Origin of the sequence: Sphingopyxis terrae subsp. terrae NBRC 15098 (assembly GCF_001610975.1) — a bacterium.
Taxonomy (GTDB): Bacteria; Pseudomonadota; Alphaproteobacteria; order Sphingomonadales; family Sphingomonadaceae; genus Sphingopyxis; species Sphingopyxis terrae_A.
The window spans coordinates 3,710,212-3,729,859 of the sequence record NZ_CP013342.1 but is presented as its reverse complement, the minus strand read 5'-3'; the positions used below and the strand labels follow the sequence as shown (position 1 = coordinate 3,729,859).

The window sequence follows — 19,648 nt, the reverse complement described above, 5'->3', positions numbered from 1 at the left end:
TCCTTGTCCGGCTCCGCACTTCGGGGCAAAGAACAGAGAAGAGATGATTTCCGCCCTATCCCTTCGCCCGCTTCCGCGCATCGACCTTGGCGGAATTCTTGGCCGCGACCGGCGGCTTGCCGTCCTGCTCGGCTTCCTCACGCTGATTCTTGTCGTCGGCGTCGTCCAGGGGCAGATCGCGCATGGCGACCGCGGGATCACGCCGATCAACAGCAGCGGCGATTTTCTGGCGAGCGGCATCGCGATCGACGTCACCGGCGACAATCCGGAGGATGCGCGCGAAAAGGGATGGCGCGAGGCGCAGCGCAAGGGGTGGCAGCAACTCTATCGCAAGACCAACGGCAGCGACGGTCCGGCGCTGTCCGATTCGGTACTCGACGGCATCGTCACCGCGATCGTGGTGGAAAAGGAACAGGTCGGGCCGCGCCGCTATGTCGCGACGCTGGGCGTCCAGTTCGACCGCGTCCGTGCCGGGCAGATCCTCGGCGTCAGCGGCCGCACCCTGCGTTCGCCGCCGCTGCTGGTGATTCCCGTCTATTCGATCGACGGCATTCAGCAGGTATTCGAACAGCGCAGCGCGTGGCAGCGCGCCTGGGCCGAATATAATACCGGGCAGAGCGCGATCGACTATGTCCGCACCGCGGGCACCGGCGCCGACACGCTGCTGCTCAATCCGGGGCAGACCGGACGGCGCGGCCGCGTCTGGTGGCGCGTCATCCTCGACCAATATGGCGCAGCCGACGTGCTGATTCCGATCGCGCGGGTCGAATACAGCTATCCCGGCGGACCGGTGACGGGCCATTTCGCCGCGCGCTACAGTCCTGACAACCGCCTGATCGGCGCCTTCACGATGACCGCGCCCAACGCCGCCGCGATTCCCGACATGATGGAAAAGGCGGTGGCACGGATGGATGCGCTCTACACGCAGGCGCTCGCCGCCGGACAGCTGCGCACCGACGCCTATCTCGTGCTCGAAAAGCCGGTCGAGAAGGAGGATCTGCCCGAAGAGGTGGCGACTGACGAGACTGTGGTGGCCGGCGAGACCGACACCAGCCTGCCGACGACGGCGCCTGCGGGGCTGCAGACCTTCACGGTCCAATATGCATCACCCGACGTCGAATCGGTTTCGGCGACCGAACGCGCCGTGGGCGGCATTTCGGGAGTCCAGTCGGCCGCGACGAGCAGTCTCGCGCTCGGCGGCATGTCGGTGATGCGCGTCACCTTCCGCGGCGACGTCGGCGCACTGAAGGCGGCGCTCGCGGCGCGCGGTTTCAAGGTGCAGGAAGGCGGCGGCCAGCTCAGGATCAGTCGCTGATGCCTCGTGGTTCGGGACAGATCGCGCTGCCGCTCGACTGGAGCGCGGGCGGCGCCAATGACGGTCCGCTGATCGTCGGGACGAGCAACGCCGACGCGGTGCGCTATCTGCGCCATGTCGCGACCTGGCCGGTGCGCACTGCGGTGCTGACCGGGCCGCGCGGATCGGGGCGCAGCCTGATGGGGCGGCTGTTCGCACGCGAATCGGGCGGGCGCGTGATCGATGGTCATGCCAGCGTGTCCGAAGAGGAGATTTTCCACGCCTGGAACGCGGCGCAGGCGTCGGGAACGCCTCTGCTCATCATTGCCGATGCGCCGCCGTCCGAATGGGCGATCGCGCTTCCCGACCTTGCTTCGCGGTTGCGCGCAGTGCCGGTGCTGACGATCGGCGAGCCCGACGATTGCCTGGCACGCGACCTGATCGACGCACTTTTTGCCCAGCGCGGGATGGCGATTTCGCCCGACGTCGCCGCCTATGTCGTGCCGCGGATGGAGCGCAGCTATGCGATGATCCACCGCGTCGTTGCGGCGCTCGACGCGGCATCGCTCGAAAAAGGGCGCGCCATTAGCATTCGTCTTACGCGTGAAACATTACTGTCACAGGGGCTCATCGATCCCGATTTGCTCGAAAGGCAGGAAACAGGCACATGTCGATAACCGGTCAGCCCCTTCGCGCCGATAATGATCCGGTGGTTCCGGACTTCGACAAGAAGAACCCCGACCGCTTTTTCAACCGCGAACTGTCGTGGCTCGCCTTCAACCGGCGGGTGATGGAGGAGGCGCGCAATCCGGCGCATCCCTTGCTCGAGCGGCTGCGCTTCCTGTCGATTTCGGGGAGCAATCTCGACGAATTCTTCATGGTCCGCGTCGCCGGCCTGAAGGGGCAGCAGCTTCAGGGGATCGACGATCCGTCGGCCGACGGCCGCTCGCCGGGGCAGCAGCTCGCCGAGATCGAGGCCGAGGTGAACCGGCTCGTCGACGAACAGCAGAGCGAGTGGCAGAAGCTGCACGGTCTGCTCGCCGAACAAGGGGTCATCGTTCATGGCGCCGGGTCGGAGCGCGAGCGACTGCGCGCTTCGCTCCGCCAATATTTCAGCGAACAGATATTCCCGATCCTGACGCCGCAGGTGCTCGATCCTGCGCACCCCTTTCCCTTCATCCCCAACCGCGGCCTTGGCGTGATCTTCGATCTCCAGCGCCAGGCGACGGGCGACACGGTGCGCGAACTGGTGATGATCCCCGCTTCGCTGCCGCGACTGGTACCGGTACCGGGCGAGGCGACGAGCTTCGTGCCGATCGAATATCTGGTCGAACTGTTCGCCGACCTGATTTTCCCCGGCTATACGAGCCGCTCGATCGGCGTGTTCCGCATCATCCGCGACAGCGACATCGAAATCGAGGAAGAGGCCGAGGATCTGGTGCGCCTGTTCCGCACCGCGATTCGCCGCCGCCGGCGCGGGCGGGTGATCCTGCTCGAACTCGAGGCCGACATGCCGGCCGAACTGGCCGCAGTGCTCAACGCCGATATTCAGGGGCATGAAGCGATCGTGGCGAAGATCGGCGGTTTCGTAGGGCTCGCGGCGCTGTCTGCGCTGGTCGATGTCGATCGCCCCGACCTGAAATTCCCGGCCTATTCGCCGCGTTTTCCGGAACGCATCCGCGAACATGGCGGCGATTGTTTCGCGGCGATCCGGTCCAAGGACATCGTCGTCCATCACCCCTATGAAAGCTTCGACGTCGTCGTGTCCTTTCTCCGGCAGGCAGCCGCCGATCCAGATGTCGTCGCGATCAAGCAGACGCTCTATCGTGCCGGCAACCAGTCGCCCGTCATCCGCGCGCTAATCGAGGCAGCCGAGGCGGGCAAGTCGGTGACGGCGGTTGTCGAACTCAAGGCGCGCTTCGACGAGGAGCAGAATCTACTCTGGGCGAACCAGCTCGAACGCGCCGGGGTGCAGGTCGTCTACGGTTTCATCGAGTGGAAGACGCACGCCAAAATCTCGATGGTCGTGCGCCGCGAGGGGCAGGGGTACCGGACCTATTGCCACTTCGGTACGGGCAATTACCACCCGATCACCGCGCGCATCTATACCGACCTCAGCTTCTTCACGGCCGATCCGCGCGCAGGGCGCGATGCGGCGCAACTGTTCAATTATATCACCGGCTATGTCGAGCCCGAGCGGCTCGAGCTGGTGACGATGTCGCCGCTCAACATGCGCGCGCATCTTTGCGAGCTTGTCGATGCCGAGATTGCGGCGGCGCGGGCGGGATTGCCGTCGGGGCTGTGGGCGAAGATGAACAGCCTTGTCGATCCCGGCATCATCGACAAGCTTTACGAAGCGAGCGCGGCGGGGGTGCCGATCGAGTTGATCGTGCGCGGCATCTGTTGCCTGCGTCCCGGCGTTCCCGGCCTGTCGGAGACGATCCGCGTCAAATCGGTCGTCGGCCGTTTCCTCGAACATAGCCGCATCTGGGCCTTCGCCAACGGATCGCGCCTGCCGCACCAGCGCGCCAAGCTTTATATCTCGAGCGCTGACTGGATGCCGCGCAACTTCGATCGCCGCGTCGAATATATGATCCCGATCGAAAACCCGACCGTCCACGACCAGATATTGGATCAGGTGCTCGTTGCCAATCTGATCGACAATGAACAAAGCTGGGTGCTGCAGGCCGACGGCACCTATGTGCGCGTCGATCCGGGCGACAAGCCGTTTAACCTGCACCATTATTTCATGAACAACCCCTCGCTTTCGGGGCGCGGGACCGCGCTGCACAAGCGGCAGGATGTTCCGACCCTCGATTTCAACATGCGCGAAGACTGACACTTGCCGATCGCCCGATCCACCAGACTGACCGCCCATCGTTCCGCCGTCATCGATATCGGGTCCAACTCGGTCCGCCTCGTCGTCTATGAAGGGCCGCCGCGCGCGCCCGCGGTGATCTTCAACGAAAAGGTGCCGGCCGGGTTGGGCCGCGGGCTCGCGATCGACAATCGCATCGCGCCCGAAGATGCCGAACGCGGGCTGATCGCGCTGCGCCGCTATGCGCTGCTCGCGCGGCACATGGAGGTGAAGGACCTGCAATGCGTCGCGACCGCGGCGGTGCGCGATGCAGAGAACGGCCCCGATTTCATCGCCGGTGCTGCCGAGGCGGGATTGAAGATCCGCCTGCTGTCGGGCGAAGAAGAAGCCGAAGCGGCGGGCTGCGGCGTCATCTCGGCAATCCCCGACGCGCACGGTATCGCGGTCGACCTAGGCGGCGGTAGCCTTGAGCTGGCCGAAGTGTCGGGCGGCACCGTCGGGCGGCGCGTGTCCTTCCCGCTCGGCGTGCTGCGCCTGCCCGCGCTGCGCAAGCAGGGGCAGCAGGTTTTCGAGCGATCCGTGCGCAAGATGCTCAAGGGCGCGGGCTGGCCGGACAATATGACCGGGCTGCCGCTCTATCTTGTCGGCGGATCGTGGCGCGCGCTGTCGCGTCTCGACATCGAACTGACGCAGGACCCGCTGCCGGTGCTCGACCATCATGTGATGCCGCGCGCCGCGCTGCGCCGGCTGCTGCGCGCGACAAAACGGATGAGTTTCGAGGAGTTGCGCGCGATTCCGGGGATGGCGTCGAACCGCGCTGCAACGCTCCCCGATGCCGCGGCGCTGCTCGCGGCGCTGGTCAATATCATCGACGTGCCCGAGATGACCGTCTCCTCATCGGGGCTGCGCGAAGGGTTGCTCTATCAGGCGCTCGACCCCGCGACCCGGGCGCAGGATCCGCTGATCGTCGCGGCGGAGTTCGAGGGACGACGACTTGCTCGCTTCGCCCCGCACGGCCGCGCGATCGCCGAGTGGATCGCGCCGCTGTTCGCCAATGAGGAGGCGAGCGACAGCCGCATCCGGCTCGCCGCCAGCCTGCTCAGCGATGTCGCCTGGTCGGCAAACCCCGATTTCCGTGCCGAACGCGGGACCGAGATCGGGCTGCACGGCAACTGGCGCAGCATCGACATTCCCGGCCGCATCCTGCTCGCGCGCGCCCTGCACGCCGGGTTCGGCGGCGCCGACATCGATTTTCCCGCGATGACCAGCCTCGTTCCGGCGGACCGCATCGACCGGGCGCGGCAGTGGGGGCTTGCCATCCGGCTGGCGCAGCGGCTCACCGGCGGGGTGGAGGCGCCGCTCAAGGCGAGCGCCATCGCGCTCGACGACGGCAAGCTACGGCTCAGCCTCGATCCCGGCTGGCATCATCTGGCGGGCGAATCGGTCGACCGGCGCCTGCGCGCGCTGGCGCAGGCGTTCGGGGTCAAGCCGGAGCTAGTGCTGCTCTGAGCAGAATGGGAGGGCGCGCAGGCGCGCCCTCAGGCGTCGGTTTCGGCCGGGGCGGGGGCTTCGATCTCGCTCATCACCAGCTTGCCGTTCTTGACCGCAAAGCCGACGCGGCCTTCGACAAGGTCGAGCGCGGCGTGGCCGAACACGTCGTAGCGCCAGCCCTTCATCATCGGGATATCGTCGCGGCGCCCGGCCGCGAGCGCTTCGAGATCGTCGCTGCGCGCGATGAGCCGCGCCGCGGCATTGAGTTCGCGCGAGCGGATCTTGAGCAGCAGCTTGAGCAGATCGGCGACGAGCGCGCCTTCCTTGCCCAGCCCCGGACCGCGCGGGGCGCGGTCGGGCATGTCGTCCTTGGGCAACGGCTTGGCGCTCGCGAGCGCGTCCATCAGCCGCCCGCCGATGTCGTTCGACCGCCATGTCGCCGACAGGCCGCGCACGCTGCCGAGGCCGTCCTGATTTTTCGGCGGATGCGCGGCAAGGTCGGCGAGCGTCTCGTCCTTGACGATGCGTCCGCGCGGCAGATTCTTGTTGCGCGCCTCGCGCTCGCGCCATGCGGCGAGAGCCTTGAGCCGGCCGAGCGCGTCCAGCTTGCGCGACGGCACCTTGATCCGCTGCCACGCCTTTTCGGGGTCGATCGCATAGTTGGACGGATCGGCGAGCTTTTCCATTTCCTCGTCGAGCCAGTGGCCGCGGCCCGTCTTGATGAGCTTTTTGAGCATCATCGGGAAAATTTTGGCCAGATGGGTGACGTCGCCGATCGCGTAGTCGATCTGCCGCTTGTCGAGCGGCCGGCGGCTCCAGTCGGTAAAGCGCGCGCCCTTGTCGAGCTGCAGGCCGAGCCAGGCCTCGACGAGATTCGAATAGCCGACCTGTTCGGCCTGACCGAGCGCCATCTGGCCGATCTGGGTGTCGAAGATCGGGTGCGGCGTCTTGCCGGTCAGGTTGAAGATGATTTCGACATCCTGCCCGCCCGCGTGGAAGACCTTGAGCACATCTTCATTGTCGACGAGCAGGTCGAGCAGCGGGGCGAGGTCGATGCCCGGCGCCATCGGATCGACGGCGGCGGCGTGGTGTGCATCGGCCACCTGGATCAGGCAGAGTTCGGGCCAGAAGGTGTTTTCGCGCATGAATTCGGTGTCGACGGCGATGAAGTCGCTGCCCTTGATCAGGTCGACAAACTGGTGAAGCGCTTCGCTGGACTCGATTAACGGATGAATTTGCATGGGGAGCCTATACAGCGCCCGCAGCATAATCGTCAGGAAAATTTACCGCTGTTCATCGCAGGGACATGGGCGGCGCCGTTCGGGGCGAATCGCGGGTCCACCCTTGACAAAAGGCCCCGCGACCTGCCTTAGGCGCGGCCATATTGGCACGTTTTCCGGCGCGCCTCCCCGGACATTTGAAAGACGAACATAATGCACGCCTATCGCACCCACACATGCGCCGACCTTCGCGCCGCCAACGTCGGCGAGGAAGTCCGTCTTTCGGGCTGGGTGCACCGGACGCGCGAGCATGCGAATGTGCTCTTCGTCGATCTTCGCGACCATTATGGCATCACCCAGATCGTGGTGGAGACGGATTCGGACCTGTATCCGACGGTCAATGGCGTCGGCCCCGAGTCCGTCCTGACCTTCACCGGCAAGGTCGCCGCGCGGTCGCCCGAGACGCTGAACCCCAAGCTTGCGACCGGCGAGATCGAAATCTATCCGAGCGCGGTGACAGTGCAGTCGGCGGCCGACCGCCTGCCGCTGCCGGTGTTCGGCGAGGCCGAATATCCCGAAGAAATCCGCCTCACCAACCGCTTCCTCGATCTCCGCCGCGAACGGCTGCACAAGAATATCGTGCTGCGCTCGAACGTCATTTCGTCGCTGCGCCGCCGTATGATCGACCAGGGCTTCACCGAGTTCCAGACCCCGATCCTGACCGCGAGCAGCCCCGAGGGCGCGCGCGACTATCTGGTGCCCAGCCGCGTCCACCCCGGTAAATTCTATGCGCTGCCGCAGGCGCCGCAGATGTTCAAGCAGCTGCTGATGGTTGCGGGCTTCGATCGCTATTTCCAGATCGCACCCTGTTTCCGCGACGAGGATGCACGCGCCGACCGTTCGCCGGGCGAATTCTACCAGCTCGATTTCGAGATGAGCTTCGTCACGCAGGACGACGTCTTCAACGCCATCGAACCCGTCTTGCACGGCGTGTTCGAGGAGTTCGCCGATTTCGACGGCAAGGGCCGCACCGTGTCGCCGCTGCCGTTCCAGCGCATTCCCTACCGCGAATCGATGCTGAAATATGGCAGCGACAAGCCCGACCTGCGCAACCCGCTGCTCGTCCATGACGTGGGCGATTTCTTCAAGGGCTCGGGCTTCGGCCGCTTCGCCTCGATGGTCGAGGAAGGGCAGGTCGTCCGCGCCGTTGCCGCGCCCGAAACGCACGAGAAGAGCCGCAAATTCTTCGACGAAATGAACAGCTGGGCGCAGTCCGAGGGTTTTCCGGGGCTGGGCTATGCGACGCAGAAAGACGGCGTGTTCGGCGGCCCGATCGCCAACAACCACGGCCAGGAAGGCATGAAGGCAATCGCAGATGCGATGGGTCTCGGCCCGAACGACGGCATCTTCTTCGCCGCGGGCCCGGAAGCCAAGGCGGCGAAGCTCGCCGGTCTTGCACGCACCCGCGTCGCCGAACAGCTTGATCTTATCGACAAGAGCCGCTTCGAATTCTGCTGGATCGTCGATTTCCCGATGTTCGAGGCCGACGAGGAAACCGGCAAGATCGATTTCAGCCACAATCCCTTCTCGATGCCGCAGGGCGAGATGGAGGCGCTGGAAACCAAGGACCCGCTCGACATCCTCGCCTATCAATATGACATCGTCTGCAACGGCGTCGAACTGTCGTCGGGGGCGATCCGGAACCACCGCCCCGATATCATGTACAAGGCGTTCGAGATTGCGGGCTACAGCCAGCAGGATGTCGACACCAATTTCGCGGGCATGATCAACGCCTTCAAGTTCGGTGCGCCGCCGCATGGCGGTTCGGCGCCGGGCGTCGACCGCATCGTGATGCTGCTCGCCGACGAGCCGAACATTCGCGAGGTGATTGTCTTCCCGATGACGCAAAAGGCCGAAGATCTGATGATGGGCGCACCGGCACCGGTCTCCGAGAAGCAGCTCAAGGAATTGCATATCCGTCTGGTGGACGGGCCGAAGAGCTGACCCGATGAACGGGCCGCGCGAACACCGGCTCGCTACGCCGGAAGGCGACATCTGCTGGTTCGAATGGGGGACCGCGGGGGCGGGGCCGTCGCTGCTGCTGCTTCATGCGACGGGATTTCATGCGCGGCTGTGGGACCAGGTCGTCGCCGCCTTGCCGCAAGGCACGCATGTCATCGCGCCCGATCATCGCGGGCATGGGCGCAGCTATCGCCCCGCGACGCTCGCCGATTGGGGCGCGACCGGCGACGCGCTGTTGCCGCTCATCGATCGCTTGGCCGGAACGCCGCTGATCGGGTGCGGGCACAGCATGGGCGGGCATGCGCTGACCCGTCTGTCGGCGCAGCGGCCCGATGCCTTTCGTCACCTTGTCCTGATCGATCCGGTCATCATGGCGCCCGACCTTTATGCGGGTCAGGATGCGCTACCGATCCCCGATCCCGCCGAGCATCCCGTGGCGCGTCGGCGCGATAATTGGGACAGCGCAGAACAGATGCGCGCGCGCTTCGCCGATCGTCCGCCCTATGCACATTGGCAACCGGCGGTGCTGGATGATTATTGCCGCTATGGCCTGCTGCCCGCGTCCGGAGGGACGGGGCTGGAGTTGGCCTGTCCGCCGCGCCTCGAGGCGTCGGTCTATCAGAATGCGCTGCGCATCGACCCCTATCGCTGGCTATCGGGGCTGGCGGCGGCGGTGACGCTGATCCGCGCGCCGAGCGGCGAACGCGGCGATTCGATGGACTTTTCCCAAAGTCCCACCTCGCCGGGGCTCGGCGCGCATATCGGCGCGGTGCGCGACGAGCGCTGGGACGAGCATAGTCATTTCATCCCGATGGAAGACCCCGCGCGCGTCGCCGCGCTGCTCGCCGATCTTGCCGCCATTCAGGGTTAACCCCGTCGCATCGACCGCGCTGCTGTGTTAGCAGCGGTCGCGGACCAAGGGGATGGATGGATGACGATCGACCTCGCCGACTATGAAGCCGGCGCCAAATATGACGGCGATTACGCCAAGGATCTGGCGGCGCTGCAGGCGCGGCTCGAAAATGTCCAGGCGGCGCACATCACCCATGGGCAGCGCAGCATCATCATGCTCGAAGGCTGGGACGCGGCGGGGAAAGGCGGGATCATCCAGCGCCTGACCGCGCAGCTCGATCCCCGCTATTTCGAGGTCTGGCCGATCGGCGCCCCCACCGACGAGGAAAAGGCGCGTCATTTCCTGTGGCGTTTCTGGACCCGCCTGCCTGGCAATTGCGACATCTCGATCTTTGACAGGAGCTGGTACGGCCGCGTCCTTGTCGAGCGGGTCGAGGGGTTCGCGACCGAGGCCGAATGGCGCAAGGGCTTTGACGAGATCAACGAGTTCGAGGCGCAGCTGACCGGCAGCCGCACCAATCTGGTCAAGCTGTTCGTCCATGTGACTCAGGCCGAGCAGGACAAGCGCCTTGCCGACCGCCTCGACGATCCGTGGAAGCGTTGGAAAACCGGGCCCGAGGATTATCGCAACCGCGCGCACCGGGGCGCCTATCTGGACGCGATGCACGACATGTTCGCGCACACCGATACGCGCTGGGCGCCGTGGAAGGTTATCGACGGCAACAACAAGAAGGCGGCGCGGATCGCGGCGCTGTCGCATGTTGCGGCCACGCTGGAGGCGGCGGTTCCGATGACCCCGCCCGACCGCGATCCCGCTGTCGTGAAGCTGGCGCAAAAGGCGTTCGGATATAAACCAAAGACTTAGGATTTTGGCCGGCTCGGGTAGCAATCGCTGCCGTGAGCCGCTACATGGTCCCGATGAGCCGCGCCAAGAGATCCGACGATTGGGGTTTCCCCCGCTGGCGCGCCTATGGGCAGGGCCGCGAGGCGCAAAAGGTTCGTCTGTGCGACCGCCATGGTTGCGACGCCCCCGGACGATGCCCCGCACCCAAATCGCCCAACAGTCCTGAACGCTGGTATTTCTGCGAAGCCCATGCCGCTGAATATAATCGCGGCTGGGACTATTTCGCAGGCCTGAGCGCCGAAGACGCCGCGGCGCGCGCCGCCGAAGAGGCGCAGGGCGCACGCAGTTACGCCCGCGCACAGCATTATGGCTGGGGCGGCCCGGGCGACGGCAGTCGCAGCGCGGACGAGATGCGCGCGCTGGAGGTGTTCGGGCTCGACAGCGACGCCGACTTCGACGCGGCCAAAAAGGCCTGGCGCGCCTATGCCAAGGAATGCCACCCCGACGTCAAGCCCGGCGACGCCGACGCTGCCAAACGCTTCGCGGCCGGGCAGGCGGCGTTCGAGGTGCTGAAGCAGGCCGAAGACCGCAAGAGCTGGAAGCCGGCCTGAGAACGCTTTGCGAACGAATAGAGGGGCAGCATCGATATTGTTTACCCCGGCGAAGGCCGGGGTACGCAAAAGAGATTTCGGCAACGTCTGCTGCTCCCCACTGCCGCACAGGGTTAGCCGCATCGCGTCGGCCCGTGCCGCCTAGCGTTTGATCGCCAACGCGGCGTCGCTCGCGAGCTTGTCGGCGAGTTCGTTGTCACCGTGGCCGGCGTGGCCCTTGACCCACAGCCATTCGATCTCGTGCCGTGCGGCCTCGCGCACCAGGCGTTGCCACAGGTCGGCGTTGGCGACAGGCTTTTTCGCGGCGGTCTTCCAGCCGTTGCGCTGCCACCCATGGACCCATTTGGTGATGCCGTCGCGGACATAGACACTGTCGGTCGACAGTTCGACCTTGCACGGGCGCTTGAGCGCGGCGAGCGCCTCGATCGCGGCGAGCAACTCCATGCGGTTGTTGGTGGTATCCGCCTCGCCGCCCGACAGCGTCTTGACGACATCGCCCCAGCGCAGCACCGCGCCCCAGCCGCCGGGGCCGGGATTGCCCTTGCAGGCGCCGTCGGTCGCGACAATTACGGTATGGCCTTTGCCCATTGCAGCGCTCATCCCGCGCGGAACAGGTCGGCGGCGTCGGCGGCCTGGTAGCGGCGCAGGCGTTCGAGGAAGGGCGCGGGATCCTTGCGTATGACCAGCGCGTCAGCGGGGGTGTGGATCCAATCGTGCGCGCGGGTGAGCAGAAAGCGCAGCGCAGCGCCGCGTGCCAGCAGCGGCAGCACGGCGACTTCGTCCGCGCTGAGATCGATTTCCGAGGCATAGCCGCGCATCAGCGCCGACGCGCGGGCACCGTCGCAGGTCCGGCCGTCGTCGGAAAAGGTCCAAGAGGCATGGGTGACCGCGAGGTCAAAGGCGCGAAAGTCGGTCGCCGCGAAATAAAAGTCGATGAGGCCGGTCACGCGATCGCCGAGCATCAGCACATTGTCGGGGAACAGGTCGGCGTGGATGACGTGGCGCGGCAGGTCCGCCGGCCAGCGATCGTCGAGGAAGGCAAGCTCGCCATCGACGATTGCCTGCAGCCCGGCAAGCACGGTGTCCAGATCGCCCGCAGCGGCGGCGACGCCGCGCCAATGCGCGCGGCCCATGCTGTTTTCACGGGCGCCGGAAAAATCTTCGACCGCCTTGTGCATCGCGCCGAGCGCGGCACCCGCAGCGGCGCATTGCGCGGGGGTCGGATGCGTCAGCGAAATGCCCGCGAGAAACTGGATGATGCAGGCGGGGCGCCCCGAAATCTGCTGGATCGCGCGGCCGTCGCGGTCGCGGATCATCGCCGGCACCGGGCAGCCTCGCCGTGCGAGATGGCCGAGCAGATCGACAAAGAAGGGCAGGTCGCCCTCCTGCACCCGCTTTTCGTACAGCGTCAGGATGAAGCGCCCGCCGGTCGTTTCGAGCAGGAAGTTGCTGTTTTCGACGCCCTCGGCAATGCCCTTGCACGACAGCACCGTGCCGATGTCGTAACGGCCGACCAGCGCGGCGAGATCGTCGGGGTCGACCGCGGTATAGACGGCCATCAGGCGGCCGCCGGCTCGAGCCCGCGGGGGAGCTTGAAGGTCATATGCTCCTCGGCCGTGACGACAACGTCCTCGACGATCGCGCGATGCGCCGCGACCGCGTCGATTACCTCGCGCACCAGCGTTTCTGGCGCACTGGCTCCGGCGGTAATGCCAAGCGTCGCGATCCCGGCCAGCCATGCGGGTTCGACGTCGGTGCCGCGCTGGACGAGATGGGCAGGGGTGCCAAGCCGTTCCGCGACTTCGACGAGACGCAGGCTGTTCGAGCTGTTGGGCGCGCCGATGACGATGACGCGGTCGCACTGGCCGGCGATTGCTTTCACTGCTTCCTGCCGGTTCGACGTGGCATAGCAGATATCCTCGCCGCGCGGCCCCTGGATGGTGGGGAAGCGATGCTGCAGCGCCGCCACGATGTCGCGCGTGTCGTCGACGGATAATGTGGTCTGGGTCAGGAAGGCGAGATTATCGGGATCGGCGGGCGACAGCGCGGCGACATCGTCGACCGATTCGACCAGCGTCATTGCGCCATCAGGCAATTGGCCGAGCGTGCCGATGACTTCGGGGTGGCCGGCGTGGCCGATGAAGATGATGTGACGGCCCTGTTCGTTGGCGCGCTCGGCCTGTTTGTGGACCTTGGATACCAGCGGACAGGTCGCGTCGATATAGTCGAGCCCGCGCGCTTCGGCCTTTGCCGGAACCGCCTTGGGAACGCCGTGCGCACTGAACACGACCGGAACGCCGTCGGGTACCTGATCGAGCGATTCGACGAAAATCGCCCCCTTCGCCTTCAGCGATTCAACGACATAGCGGTTATGGACGATCTCGTGCCGGACATAGACGGGCGCGCCATAACGCTCGATCGCGAGCTCGACGATGCGGATCGCCCGGTCGACGCCGGCGCAAAAGCCGCGTGGGGCGGCCACCAAAACCTTGAGTTCCGGGGCTTCGGCGGCGGATTGCGTAAGATCTGTCATGACCCGCGCGCTCTAGCGCAGCGGCCGTGACAAGGTAAAGCCGCTTCGTCCATGTTGCGCCTTGTTCATCGCACCGATAAGAAGCGGCGCGCATGGAGCGGTGACGTTCGTCCTCCGCGGCCCGCGCCTGATTGGAAAGCTATATCATGATGCCCAGTTTCGTCCCGCCCCGTAAATCAATCGCCATGCTGTGCGGCGCGGCCGCCATGGTCATGGTCGCGGGGTGCGCGAAGGACAATGATATCGACCTGTCGTCGGGCGTCGGCATCACCGCGACGCGCAGCGCTTGTCCGGCGGTTGCCGTGCCGCTGCACACCGGCGACATCACGCTGTTCGATCCGGCGACGAGCCGCGATGCGAGCGCGGTCGACGTCGTCGCGACGATCACCCATGTTGTGCCGCAGTGCAACGACCAGGCGGAGAAAGTCTATCAGCTTGCCGATTTCGACGTCGTGGCGACGCGCCGCGATGCCGGCCCGGCCCGGACGGTCGAGCTTCCCTATTTCGCGACTGTCGTCCAGGGCGGCACCGCGGTCGTGGCCAAGCGGCTCGGCACCGTCACCGTCTCCTTCCCCGAAGGCCAGACGCGCGGCAGCGGCCATGCCCAGGCGGCCGCCTATGTCGACCGCGCCGCCGCGACGCTGCCCGCTGATGTGCAGGAACGCATCAACCGCAAGCGCCGCGCCGGCGATGCCGACGCCGCGATCGACCCGCTGAGCATCCCCGAAGTGCGCGCCGCGGTGCAGCGCGCGAGCTTCGAACTGCTCGTCGGCTTTCAACTGACGCAGGAACAGCTCGAATATAACGTCCGACGATAGGCGTCGCGGCGGCGCGCATGCGCGCGCCGTTCGCATCCGTTTCGCCCTGCGCCGCCATCCGGGCGACGCGGGGCTTTTCGTGCCTGCCAAGCTGCGGTAGGGCGCCGACCGACCTTTTGACCGAAGATTGACCTGACCCATGACCCTGTTCAGCCGTTTTTCCGACCATATCGATACCGCTCTGGATGCGCTTGTCGCGCGCGGGGCACTGCCCTCCGGGCTCGATCGCGGGGCGATCAGCGTCGAGCCGCCGCGCGACCCGGCGCATGGCGATGTCGCGACCAACGCCGCAATGGTGCTCGCCAAGCCCGCAGGGACGAACCCGCGCACGCTCGCCGAACTGCTCGTCGGCGAACTGACGGCAATCGGCGAAGTGACCGAAGCGAGCGTCGCCGGACCGGGCTTCATCAACCTGCGCGTCGCCGACGATAGCTGGCGCGGCGAACTGGCGCTGATCCATGCCGAGGCGGGCGATTATGGCCGCTCGGCGATGGGCGCCGCGCGGCGCGTCAATGTCGAATATGTGTCGGCGAACCCGACCGGCCCGATGCACGTGGGCCATTGCCGCGGCGCGGTGGTGGGCGACGCGCTGGCGGCGCTGCTCGAATATTCGGGGCACAAGGTCACGCGCGAATATTATGTCAACGACGCCGGTGCGCAGGTCGATGTGCTCGCGCGCTCGGTCCACATGCGCTACCGCGAGGCGCTGGGCGAAGATATCGGCGCGATTCCCGAGGGGCTCTACCCCGGCGATTATCTGAAGCCCGTCGCTGAAAAGCTCGCCGCCGAATATGGCGACCGTTATGTCGGCGCGCCCGAAAGTGCGTGGCTCGGCCTGTTCCGCGCCGAGGCGGTGAGCGCGATGATGGACATGATCCGCGCCGACCTCGCCAAGCTGGGCATCCATCATGATCTCTTCTCGTCGGAGGCCGAGCTGCAGGCCGAGGGCAAGCCCGCCGCCGCCGAAAAATGGCTGCGCGAGCATGACCTGGTCTATGACGGTGTGCTCGAAGCGCCGAAGGGCGAGACGCCCGAGGATTGGGAGCCGGTTGAACTGCCGCTGTTCCGCTCGACCAAGTTCGGCGACGATCAGGACCGGCCGATCAAGAAATCGGACGGGAGCTGGACCTATTTCGGCGCCGACCTCGCCTATCATTATCAGAAGGCGCAGGATGCCGACGAGCTGATCGACATCTGGGGCGCCGACCATGCGGGGACGGTCAAGCGCATCAAGGCGGCGGTCGCGGCGCTGACCGGCGGCGCCAAGAAGTTCGACGTCAAGCTGGTCCAGATGGTCCGGCTGCTCAAGAATGGCGAGCCGTTCAAGATGTCGAAGCGTGCGGGTAATTTCGTCACGCTCGCCGACATCGTCGATGAGGTCGGCAAGGATGCGGTGCGCTTTACCATGCTGACGCGCAAGGCTGACGCGCAGATGGATTTCGACTTTGCCAAGGTGGTCGAGGCGTCGCGCGACAATCCGGTCTTCTATGTTCAATATGCCCATGCGCGGATCGCATCGCTGAAGCGCAAGCTCGCCGATGCGGGTATCGCTGCGGCGGCGCCCGACATCGCGCGGCTCAACGCCTATGAGCTGGGGCTGGTCAAGCTGCTCGCGCAATTCCCGCGCACGGTCGAGGCGGCGGCGACGGCGCGCGAGCCGCATCGCATCGCCTTTTATCTGGGCGATGTCGCCGCGGCCTTTCATGCGTGGTGGAACATGGGCAACGATCGGCCCGACGCCCGTATCATTTTGGCAAATGACGCCGAACTGACCGCAACCCGCCTTTATTTGGCCGATGGAATCGGGCAGGTTATCCGCAACGGGCTGCACCTGATGGGGGTGGAGGCGCTCGAGGAGATGGCGTGATGGCGACGGATGCGGGATTGGGGCTGGAGGACGAGGATCGCCTGCCGTGGCTGGAACCCGCCGAAGGTTTCGAGGATGATGCCGAAGTCTCGCCCGCGCGCCTGCTCATCATGGTGCTCGGCGGGCTTCTGCTGATCGGTGCTGTGCTCGGCGGGCTGTGGTGGGTCCAGAACGGCGGCGCGCGCGGGCAGGGCGAGCTGATCGTCGCCGACAAGGGCGACTACAAAGTGCCGCCAAAGACCGACGGCGCCAAGACGTTCGAGGGTGAGGGCGCAGCGAGTTTTGCGGCGAGTGAAGGATTGACCCCCGGGGGCAAGGTCGATCCGAGCCGCATGCCCGAGGAACCCGCAGTGACACCCGCCGAACGCGACGCGATGGCGCAGGCCGAGGCCGCGAAGGCGCAGGCCGACAAGGCCGCCGCCGCAAAGGCCGAAGCGGCGCGGATCGCGGCGGCTGACAAGGGCAAGCCCAAGCCCGCGGCGATGTCGGTCAAGACCGGCGAAGCGACAGGCGCGCAGGCCGAGGCGGCTGGCGCCGCGACCGGACTGGTTCAGCTTGGCGCGTTCAGCAGCGAGGCGGCGGCGAACAAGGCGTGGGGCAATCTGAGCAAGCGCTTTGCCTATCTGTCCGAATTGAGCCGGTTCGTTTCGCCGGTGAAGACCGGGAGCGGCACCGTCTACCGTTTGCGCGTGGCGACGGGTACGGCGGCTAACGCATCGAATTTGTGCGGAAAATTGCGTGTTGCGGGCGAAAATTGCGTCGTCGTTCGTTGATATCGCCCGTTTTGCCGCACCCGCCGTTGGTTCGCCGCACCGGCTATGGCATAGTCGATCCCTTGGCCGATGCCTGAGGGGGCGTCCGCCGGTGGAGGTTGACGTACGATGATACCCGCGATCTTCGGCCTGTCGGGCCTGACGCTGACCGACGACGAGCGCGCTTTCTTTCGCGACAGCGCGCCCGCGGGCTATATATTGTTCGGCCGCAATATCGAGAACCGCACCCAGCTTCGCCGCCTGACCGACACGCTGCGCGAGCTTGACGGGCGCGCCAATCTGCCGATCCTGATCGATCAGGAAGGCGGCCGCGTCGCGCGCATGAAGGCGCCCGAATGGCCCGATTTTCCGAGCGGGGCGGCGTTCGATGCGCTGTACGAACGCGCGCCGGCGAGCGCGATCGAGGCGGCGCGGCTCAATGCGATGGCGCTCGCCTCCATGCTTGCCGAAGTGGGGATCACCGTCGATTGCCTGCCGCTGCTCGACGTGCGCCAGCCGGGGGCAAGCGATGTGATCGGCGATCGCGCGCTGGGCAGCGAGCCGATGCGCGTTGCGGCGCTGGGCCGCGCGATCCTGAGCGGATTGCAGGACGGCGGCGTCGTCGGGGTTGTCAAACATATTCCGGGGCATGGCCGTGCGCTGATCGATTCGCACAAGGCACTGCCCGTCGTCGATGCCCACGACCGCGAGTTGCAGACCGACCTTGCGCCCTTTGCTGCTCTGCGTGACGCGGCGATGGCGATGACCTGCCACGTTATCTTCAAGGCGTGGGATCCCGATCTGCCCGCGACGCTTTCGCCGACGATCATCGGCAGCGTGATCCGTCAGCGCATCGGCTTTCACGGCCTGTTGATGACCGACGACCTCGATATGGAGGCGCTGTCGGGCGACGTCCCGACGCGCGCGGCGGCGGCGATCGCCGCGGGCTGCGACCTGGCGCTCAACTGCTGGGCGAAGATGGACGACATGGTCGGCATCGCCAACGCACTCGACCCCATCGGCGCGGACTCGCTCGCCCGGCTCGAAGGCGCGATGGAGCGGATCGCCGGGATGCACGACGAGCGCCAGTTCGCGGCGCTGATCGACCAGCGCGACGCGCTGCTGGCGCTGGCGTGATGGCGGGCTGAGGCATCGATGGAGGAACTGCCGCTCGAATATGAAGTCGTGCCGGCAGCGGCGGAGCGCGAGGATGCGCTCCAGCTCAATCTCGAAAGCTGGGAAGGGCCGCTCGACCTGCTGCTGACGCTCGCGCGCAGTCAGAAGGTGGACTTGCGCCAGATTTCGATCCTGGCGCTGGTCGAACAATATCTGACTTTCATCGCCGAGATGCGCGCAAAGCTGGAGGTTGCGGCCGATTATCTGGTGATGGCAGCGTGGCTTGCCTATCTGAAATCGGCGCTGCTGCTGCCCAAGGATCCGGCCGAAGACCCGTCGCCCGACGAACTGGCGCTGCGTTTGCAATTGCGCTTGCAGCGGCTCGCGGCGATGCGCGAGGCGGCGGCGCGGCTGCTGGCGCGTGACCGGATCGGCCGCGACGTCTTCCTGCGTCCGAATCCCGAGGGGTTGCAGGATGTGAAGGTGCGGCGCTGGGATGCGAGCCTGTACGATCTGCTCTCGGCTTATGGGCAGGTCAAGCTGCGCACCGAACCCGTCGTGCATATGGTCGCGCGGCGTCCCGTGGTGACGCTCGACGCGGCGCTCACCCACTTGCAGCGGATGCTGGGCGTCCAGCTCGATTGGGCCGAGTTGTCGGCCTTTCTGCCCCCCGATTATCAAGGGCCGCTGCGCCGGTCGGCGATCGCGTCGAGCTTTGTCGCCGCGCTCGAACTGGCGCGGCAGGGGCGGGTCGAATTGCGGCAGGAGGCGGCGTTCGAGCCCCTCTATCTGAAAGCGAGCCAGGGATGAGCGAGATCGACGACCGCGAACGCGCGATAGAGGCAATGGTCTTTGCCAGCGACGAAGCGCTCGATGCGCGACAGATTGCCGGGCGTTTCCACGACGAACTGACGCCGGGCGAAGTGCGCGCGATTCTGCAGGCGATCGCGGCGCGCCACGCGGGGAGCGGTATCGAACTGGTCGAGCGCGGCGGCCACTGGCATTTCCAGACCCCCGCCGATCTTGCGCATCTGCTCCGCCGCGAACGCGACGATCCGCGCAAGCTGTCGCGCGCCGCGGCGGAAGTGCTGGCGATCATTGCCTATCACGAGCCGGTGAGCCGCGCCGAGATCGAGGCGATCCGCGGCGTTCAGACGTCGAAAGGGACGCTGGACGTGCTGATGGAGGCCGAATGGATCGCGCCTGCCGGGCGGCGCGAGGTGCCGGGGCGGCCGCTGATCTACAAGACCACCGACGCTTTCCTGCAGCATTTCGGGCTCGCGAGCCGCAAGGATCTGCCCGGGATCGAGGATCTGCGCGCGGCGGGCCTGCTCGACCCGGTCGATCTCGCCTTCGATGCGGCGATGGACGAACTGGACCTAGTAAAAGACGGCGAGGAAGCCTAGATAG

Annotated in this window: 18 protein-coding genes; 14 read left to right on the top strand and 4 right to left on the bottom strand. The window is 66.1% G+C overall.

Going from position 1 to position 19,648, the window contains the following annotated elements; translation table 11 throughout:
- Positions 1–43: 43 nt before the first annotated feature.
- Genes AOA14_RS17845 through AOA14_RS17830 form a run of 4 tightly spaced genes read left to right on the top strand, consistent with a single transcriptional unit; the run spans position 44 to position 5,621 of the window.
- A complete protein-coding gene (locus AOA14_RS17845) occupies positions 44–1,315 on the top strand; it encodes a hypothetical protein (protein WP_062902779.1) in 1,272 nt (423 codons plus the stop codon).
- Positions 1,315–1,971, top strand: a complete 657-nt coding sequence (locus tag AOA14_RS17840; protein WP_003047844.1) for an HdaA/DnaA family protein — start codon at positions 1,315–1,317, stop codon at positions 1,969–1,971. The genes AOA14_RS17845 and AOA14_RS17840 overlap by 1 nt, the downstream gene beginning before the upstream one ends.
- Positions 1,962–4,133 (top strand): RNA degradosome polyphosphate kinase, encoded by a 2,172-nt coding sequence (locus AOA14_RS17835; RefSeq protein WP_234179883.1) that lies wholly within the window; start codon positions 1,962–1,964, stop codon positions 4,131–4,133. The genes AOA14_RS17840 and AOA14_RS17835 overlap by 10 nt, the downstream gene beginning before the upstream one ends.
- 3 nt (positions 4,134–4,136) lie before the next feature.
- A complete protein-coding gene (locus AOA14_RS17830) occupies positions 4,137–5,621 on the top strand; it encodes a Ppx/GppA family phosphatase (protein WP_062902778.1) in 1,485 nt (494 codons plus the stop codon).
- A gap of 29 nt (positions 5,622–5,650) precedes the next feature.
- On the opposite strand, the gene rnd is transcribed toward AOA14_RS17830, so the two are convergent.
- Positions 5,651–6,844, bottom strand: coding sequence for a ribonuclease D (rnd, locus tag AOA14_RS17825; RefSeq protein ID WP_062902777.1), 1,194 nt, complete (start codon positions 6,842–6,844; stop codon positions 5,651–5,653).
- 192 nt (positions 6,845–7,036) lie between these two features.
- Between rnd and aspS the strand changes: the two genes are divergently transcribed.
- From aspS to AOA14_RS17805, 4 genes are read left to right on the top strand one after another with little or no spacing between them, the layout of a single operon-like run.
- Positions 7,037–8,827, top strand: coding sequence for an aspartate--tRNA ligase (gene aspS / locus AOA14_RS17820; RefSeq protein ID WP_062902776.1), 1,791 nt, complete (start codon positions 7,037–7,039; stop codon positions 8,825–8,827).
- 4 nt (positions 8,828–8,831) lie between these two features.
- Positions 8,832–9,716 carry an alpha/beta fold hydrolase gene (locus AOA14_RS17815; RefSeq protein WP_062902775.1) on the top strand — a complete coding sequence of 295 codons (885 nt, stop codon included), beginning with the start codon at positions 8,832–8,834 and terminating at the stop codon, positions 9,714–9,716.
- Positions 9,717–9,776: 60 nt separating this feature from the next.
- On the top strand, positions 9,777–10,562 hold the full coding sequence (locus tag AOA14_RS17810; RefSeq protein ID WP_062902774.1) for a polyphosphate kinase 2 family protein: 786 nt from the start codon (positions 9,777–9,779) through the stop codon (positions 10,560–10,562).
- Positions 10,563–10,615: 53 nt separating this feature from the next.
- Entirely contained in the window at positions 10,616–11,152 is a 537-nt protein-coding gene (locus AOA14_RS17805) for a DnaJ domain-containing protein (RefSeq protein WP_062903249.1), read from the top strand.
- A gap of 141 nt (positions 11,153–11,293) precedes the next feature.
- Here AOA14_RS17805 and rnhA read toward each other — a convergent pair whose 3' ends face one another.
- From rnhA to ispH, 3 genes are read right to left on the bottom strand one after another with little or no spacing between them, the layout of a single operon-like run.
- Entirely contained in the window at positions 11,294–11,740 is a 447-nt protein-coding gene (gene rnhA, locus AOA14_RS17800; protein WP_003047820.1) for a ribonuclease HI, read from the bottom strand.
- Positions 11,741–11,748: 8 nt separating this feature from the next.
- Positions 11,749–12,711: a homoserine kinase gene (gene thrB, locus AOA14_RS17795; protein WP_062902773.1), complete on the bottom strand. Its 963-nt coding sequence runs from the start codon at positions 12,709–12,711 to the stop codon at positions 11,749–11,751.
- Entirely contained in the window at positions 12,711–13,685 is a 975-nt protein-coding gene (gene ispH, locus AOA14_RS17790; protein ID WP_062902772.1) for a 4-hydroxy-3-methylbut-2-enyl diphosphate reductase, read from the bottom strand. The genes thrB and ispH overlap by 1 nt, the downstream gene beginning before the upstream one ends.
- Positions 13,686–13,831: 146 nt before the next feature.
- Here ispH and AOA14_RS17785 point away from each other — a divergent pair, with 146 nt between their 5' ends.
- The 6 genes from AOA14_RS17785 to scpB all read left to right on the top strand — a co-directional run bounded on the left by AOA14_RS17785 (position 13,832) and on the right by scpB (position 19,644).
- Entirely contained in the window at positions 13,832–14,503 is a 672-nt protein-coding gene (locus tag AOA14_RS17785) for a hypothetical protein (protein WP_003047809.1), read from the top strand.
- A 139-nt stretch (positions 14,504–14,642) separates the two neighbouring features.
- Entirely contained in the window at positions 14,643–16,370 is a 1,728-nt protein-coding gene (gene argS, locus AOA14_RS17780; RefSeq protein WP_062902771.1) for an arginine--tRNA ligase, read from the top strand.
- Positions 16,370–17,143 carry an SPOR domain-containing protein gene (locus tag AOA14_RS17775; RefSeq protein ID WP_062902770.1) on the top strand — a complete coding sequence of 258 codons (774 nt, stop codon included), beginning with the start codon at positions 16,370–16,372 and terminating at the stop codon, positions 17,141–17,143. Before argS ends, AOA14_RS17775 begins: the two co-directional genes overlap by 1 nt.
- A 108-nt stretch (positions 17,144–17,251) precedes the next feature.
- Complete coding sequence (gene nagZ, locus AOA14_RS17770) at positions 17,252–18,259, top strand: beta-N-acetylhexosaminidase (protein ID WP_062902769.1); 1,008 nt, start codon at positions 17,252–17,254, stop codon at positions 18,257–18,259.
- Positions 18,260–18,277: 18 nt separating this feature from the next.
- Positions 18,278–19,048, top strand: coding sequence for a segregation and condensation protein A (locus tag AOA14_RS17765; RefSeq protein WP_062902768.1), 771 nt, complete (start codon positions 18,278–18,280; stop codon positions 19,046–19,048).
- A complete protein-coding gene (scpB, locus tag AOA14_RS17760) occupies positions 19,045–19,644 on the top strand; it encodes an SMC-Scp complex subunit ScpB (RefSeq protein ID WP_062765402.1) in 600 nt (199 codons plus the stop codon). Before AOA14_RS17765 ends, scpB begins: the two co-directional genes overlap by 4 nt.
- Positions 19,645–19,648: the final 4 nt, after the last annotated feature.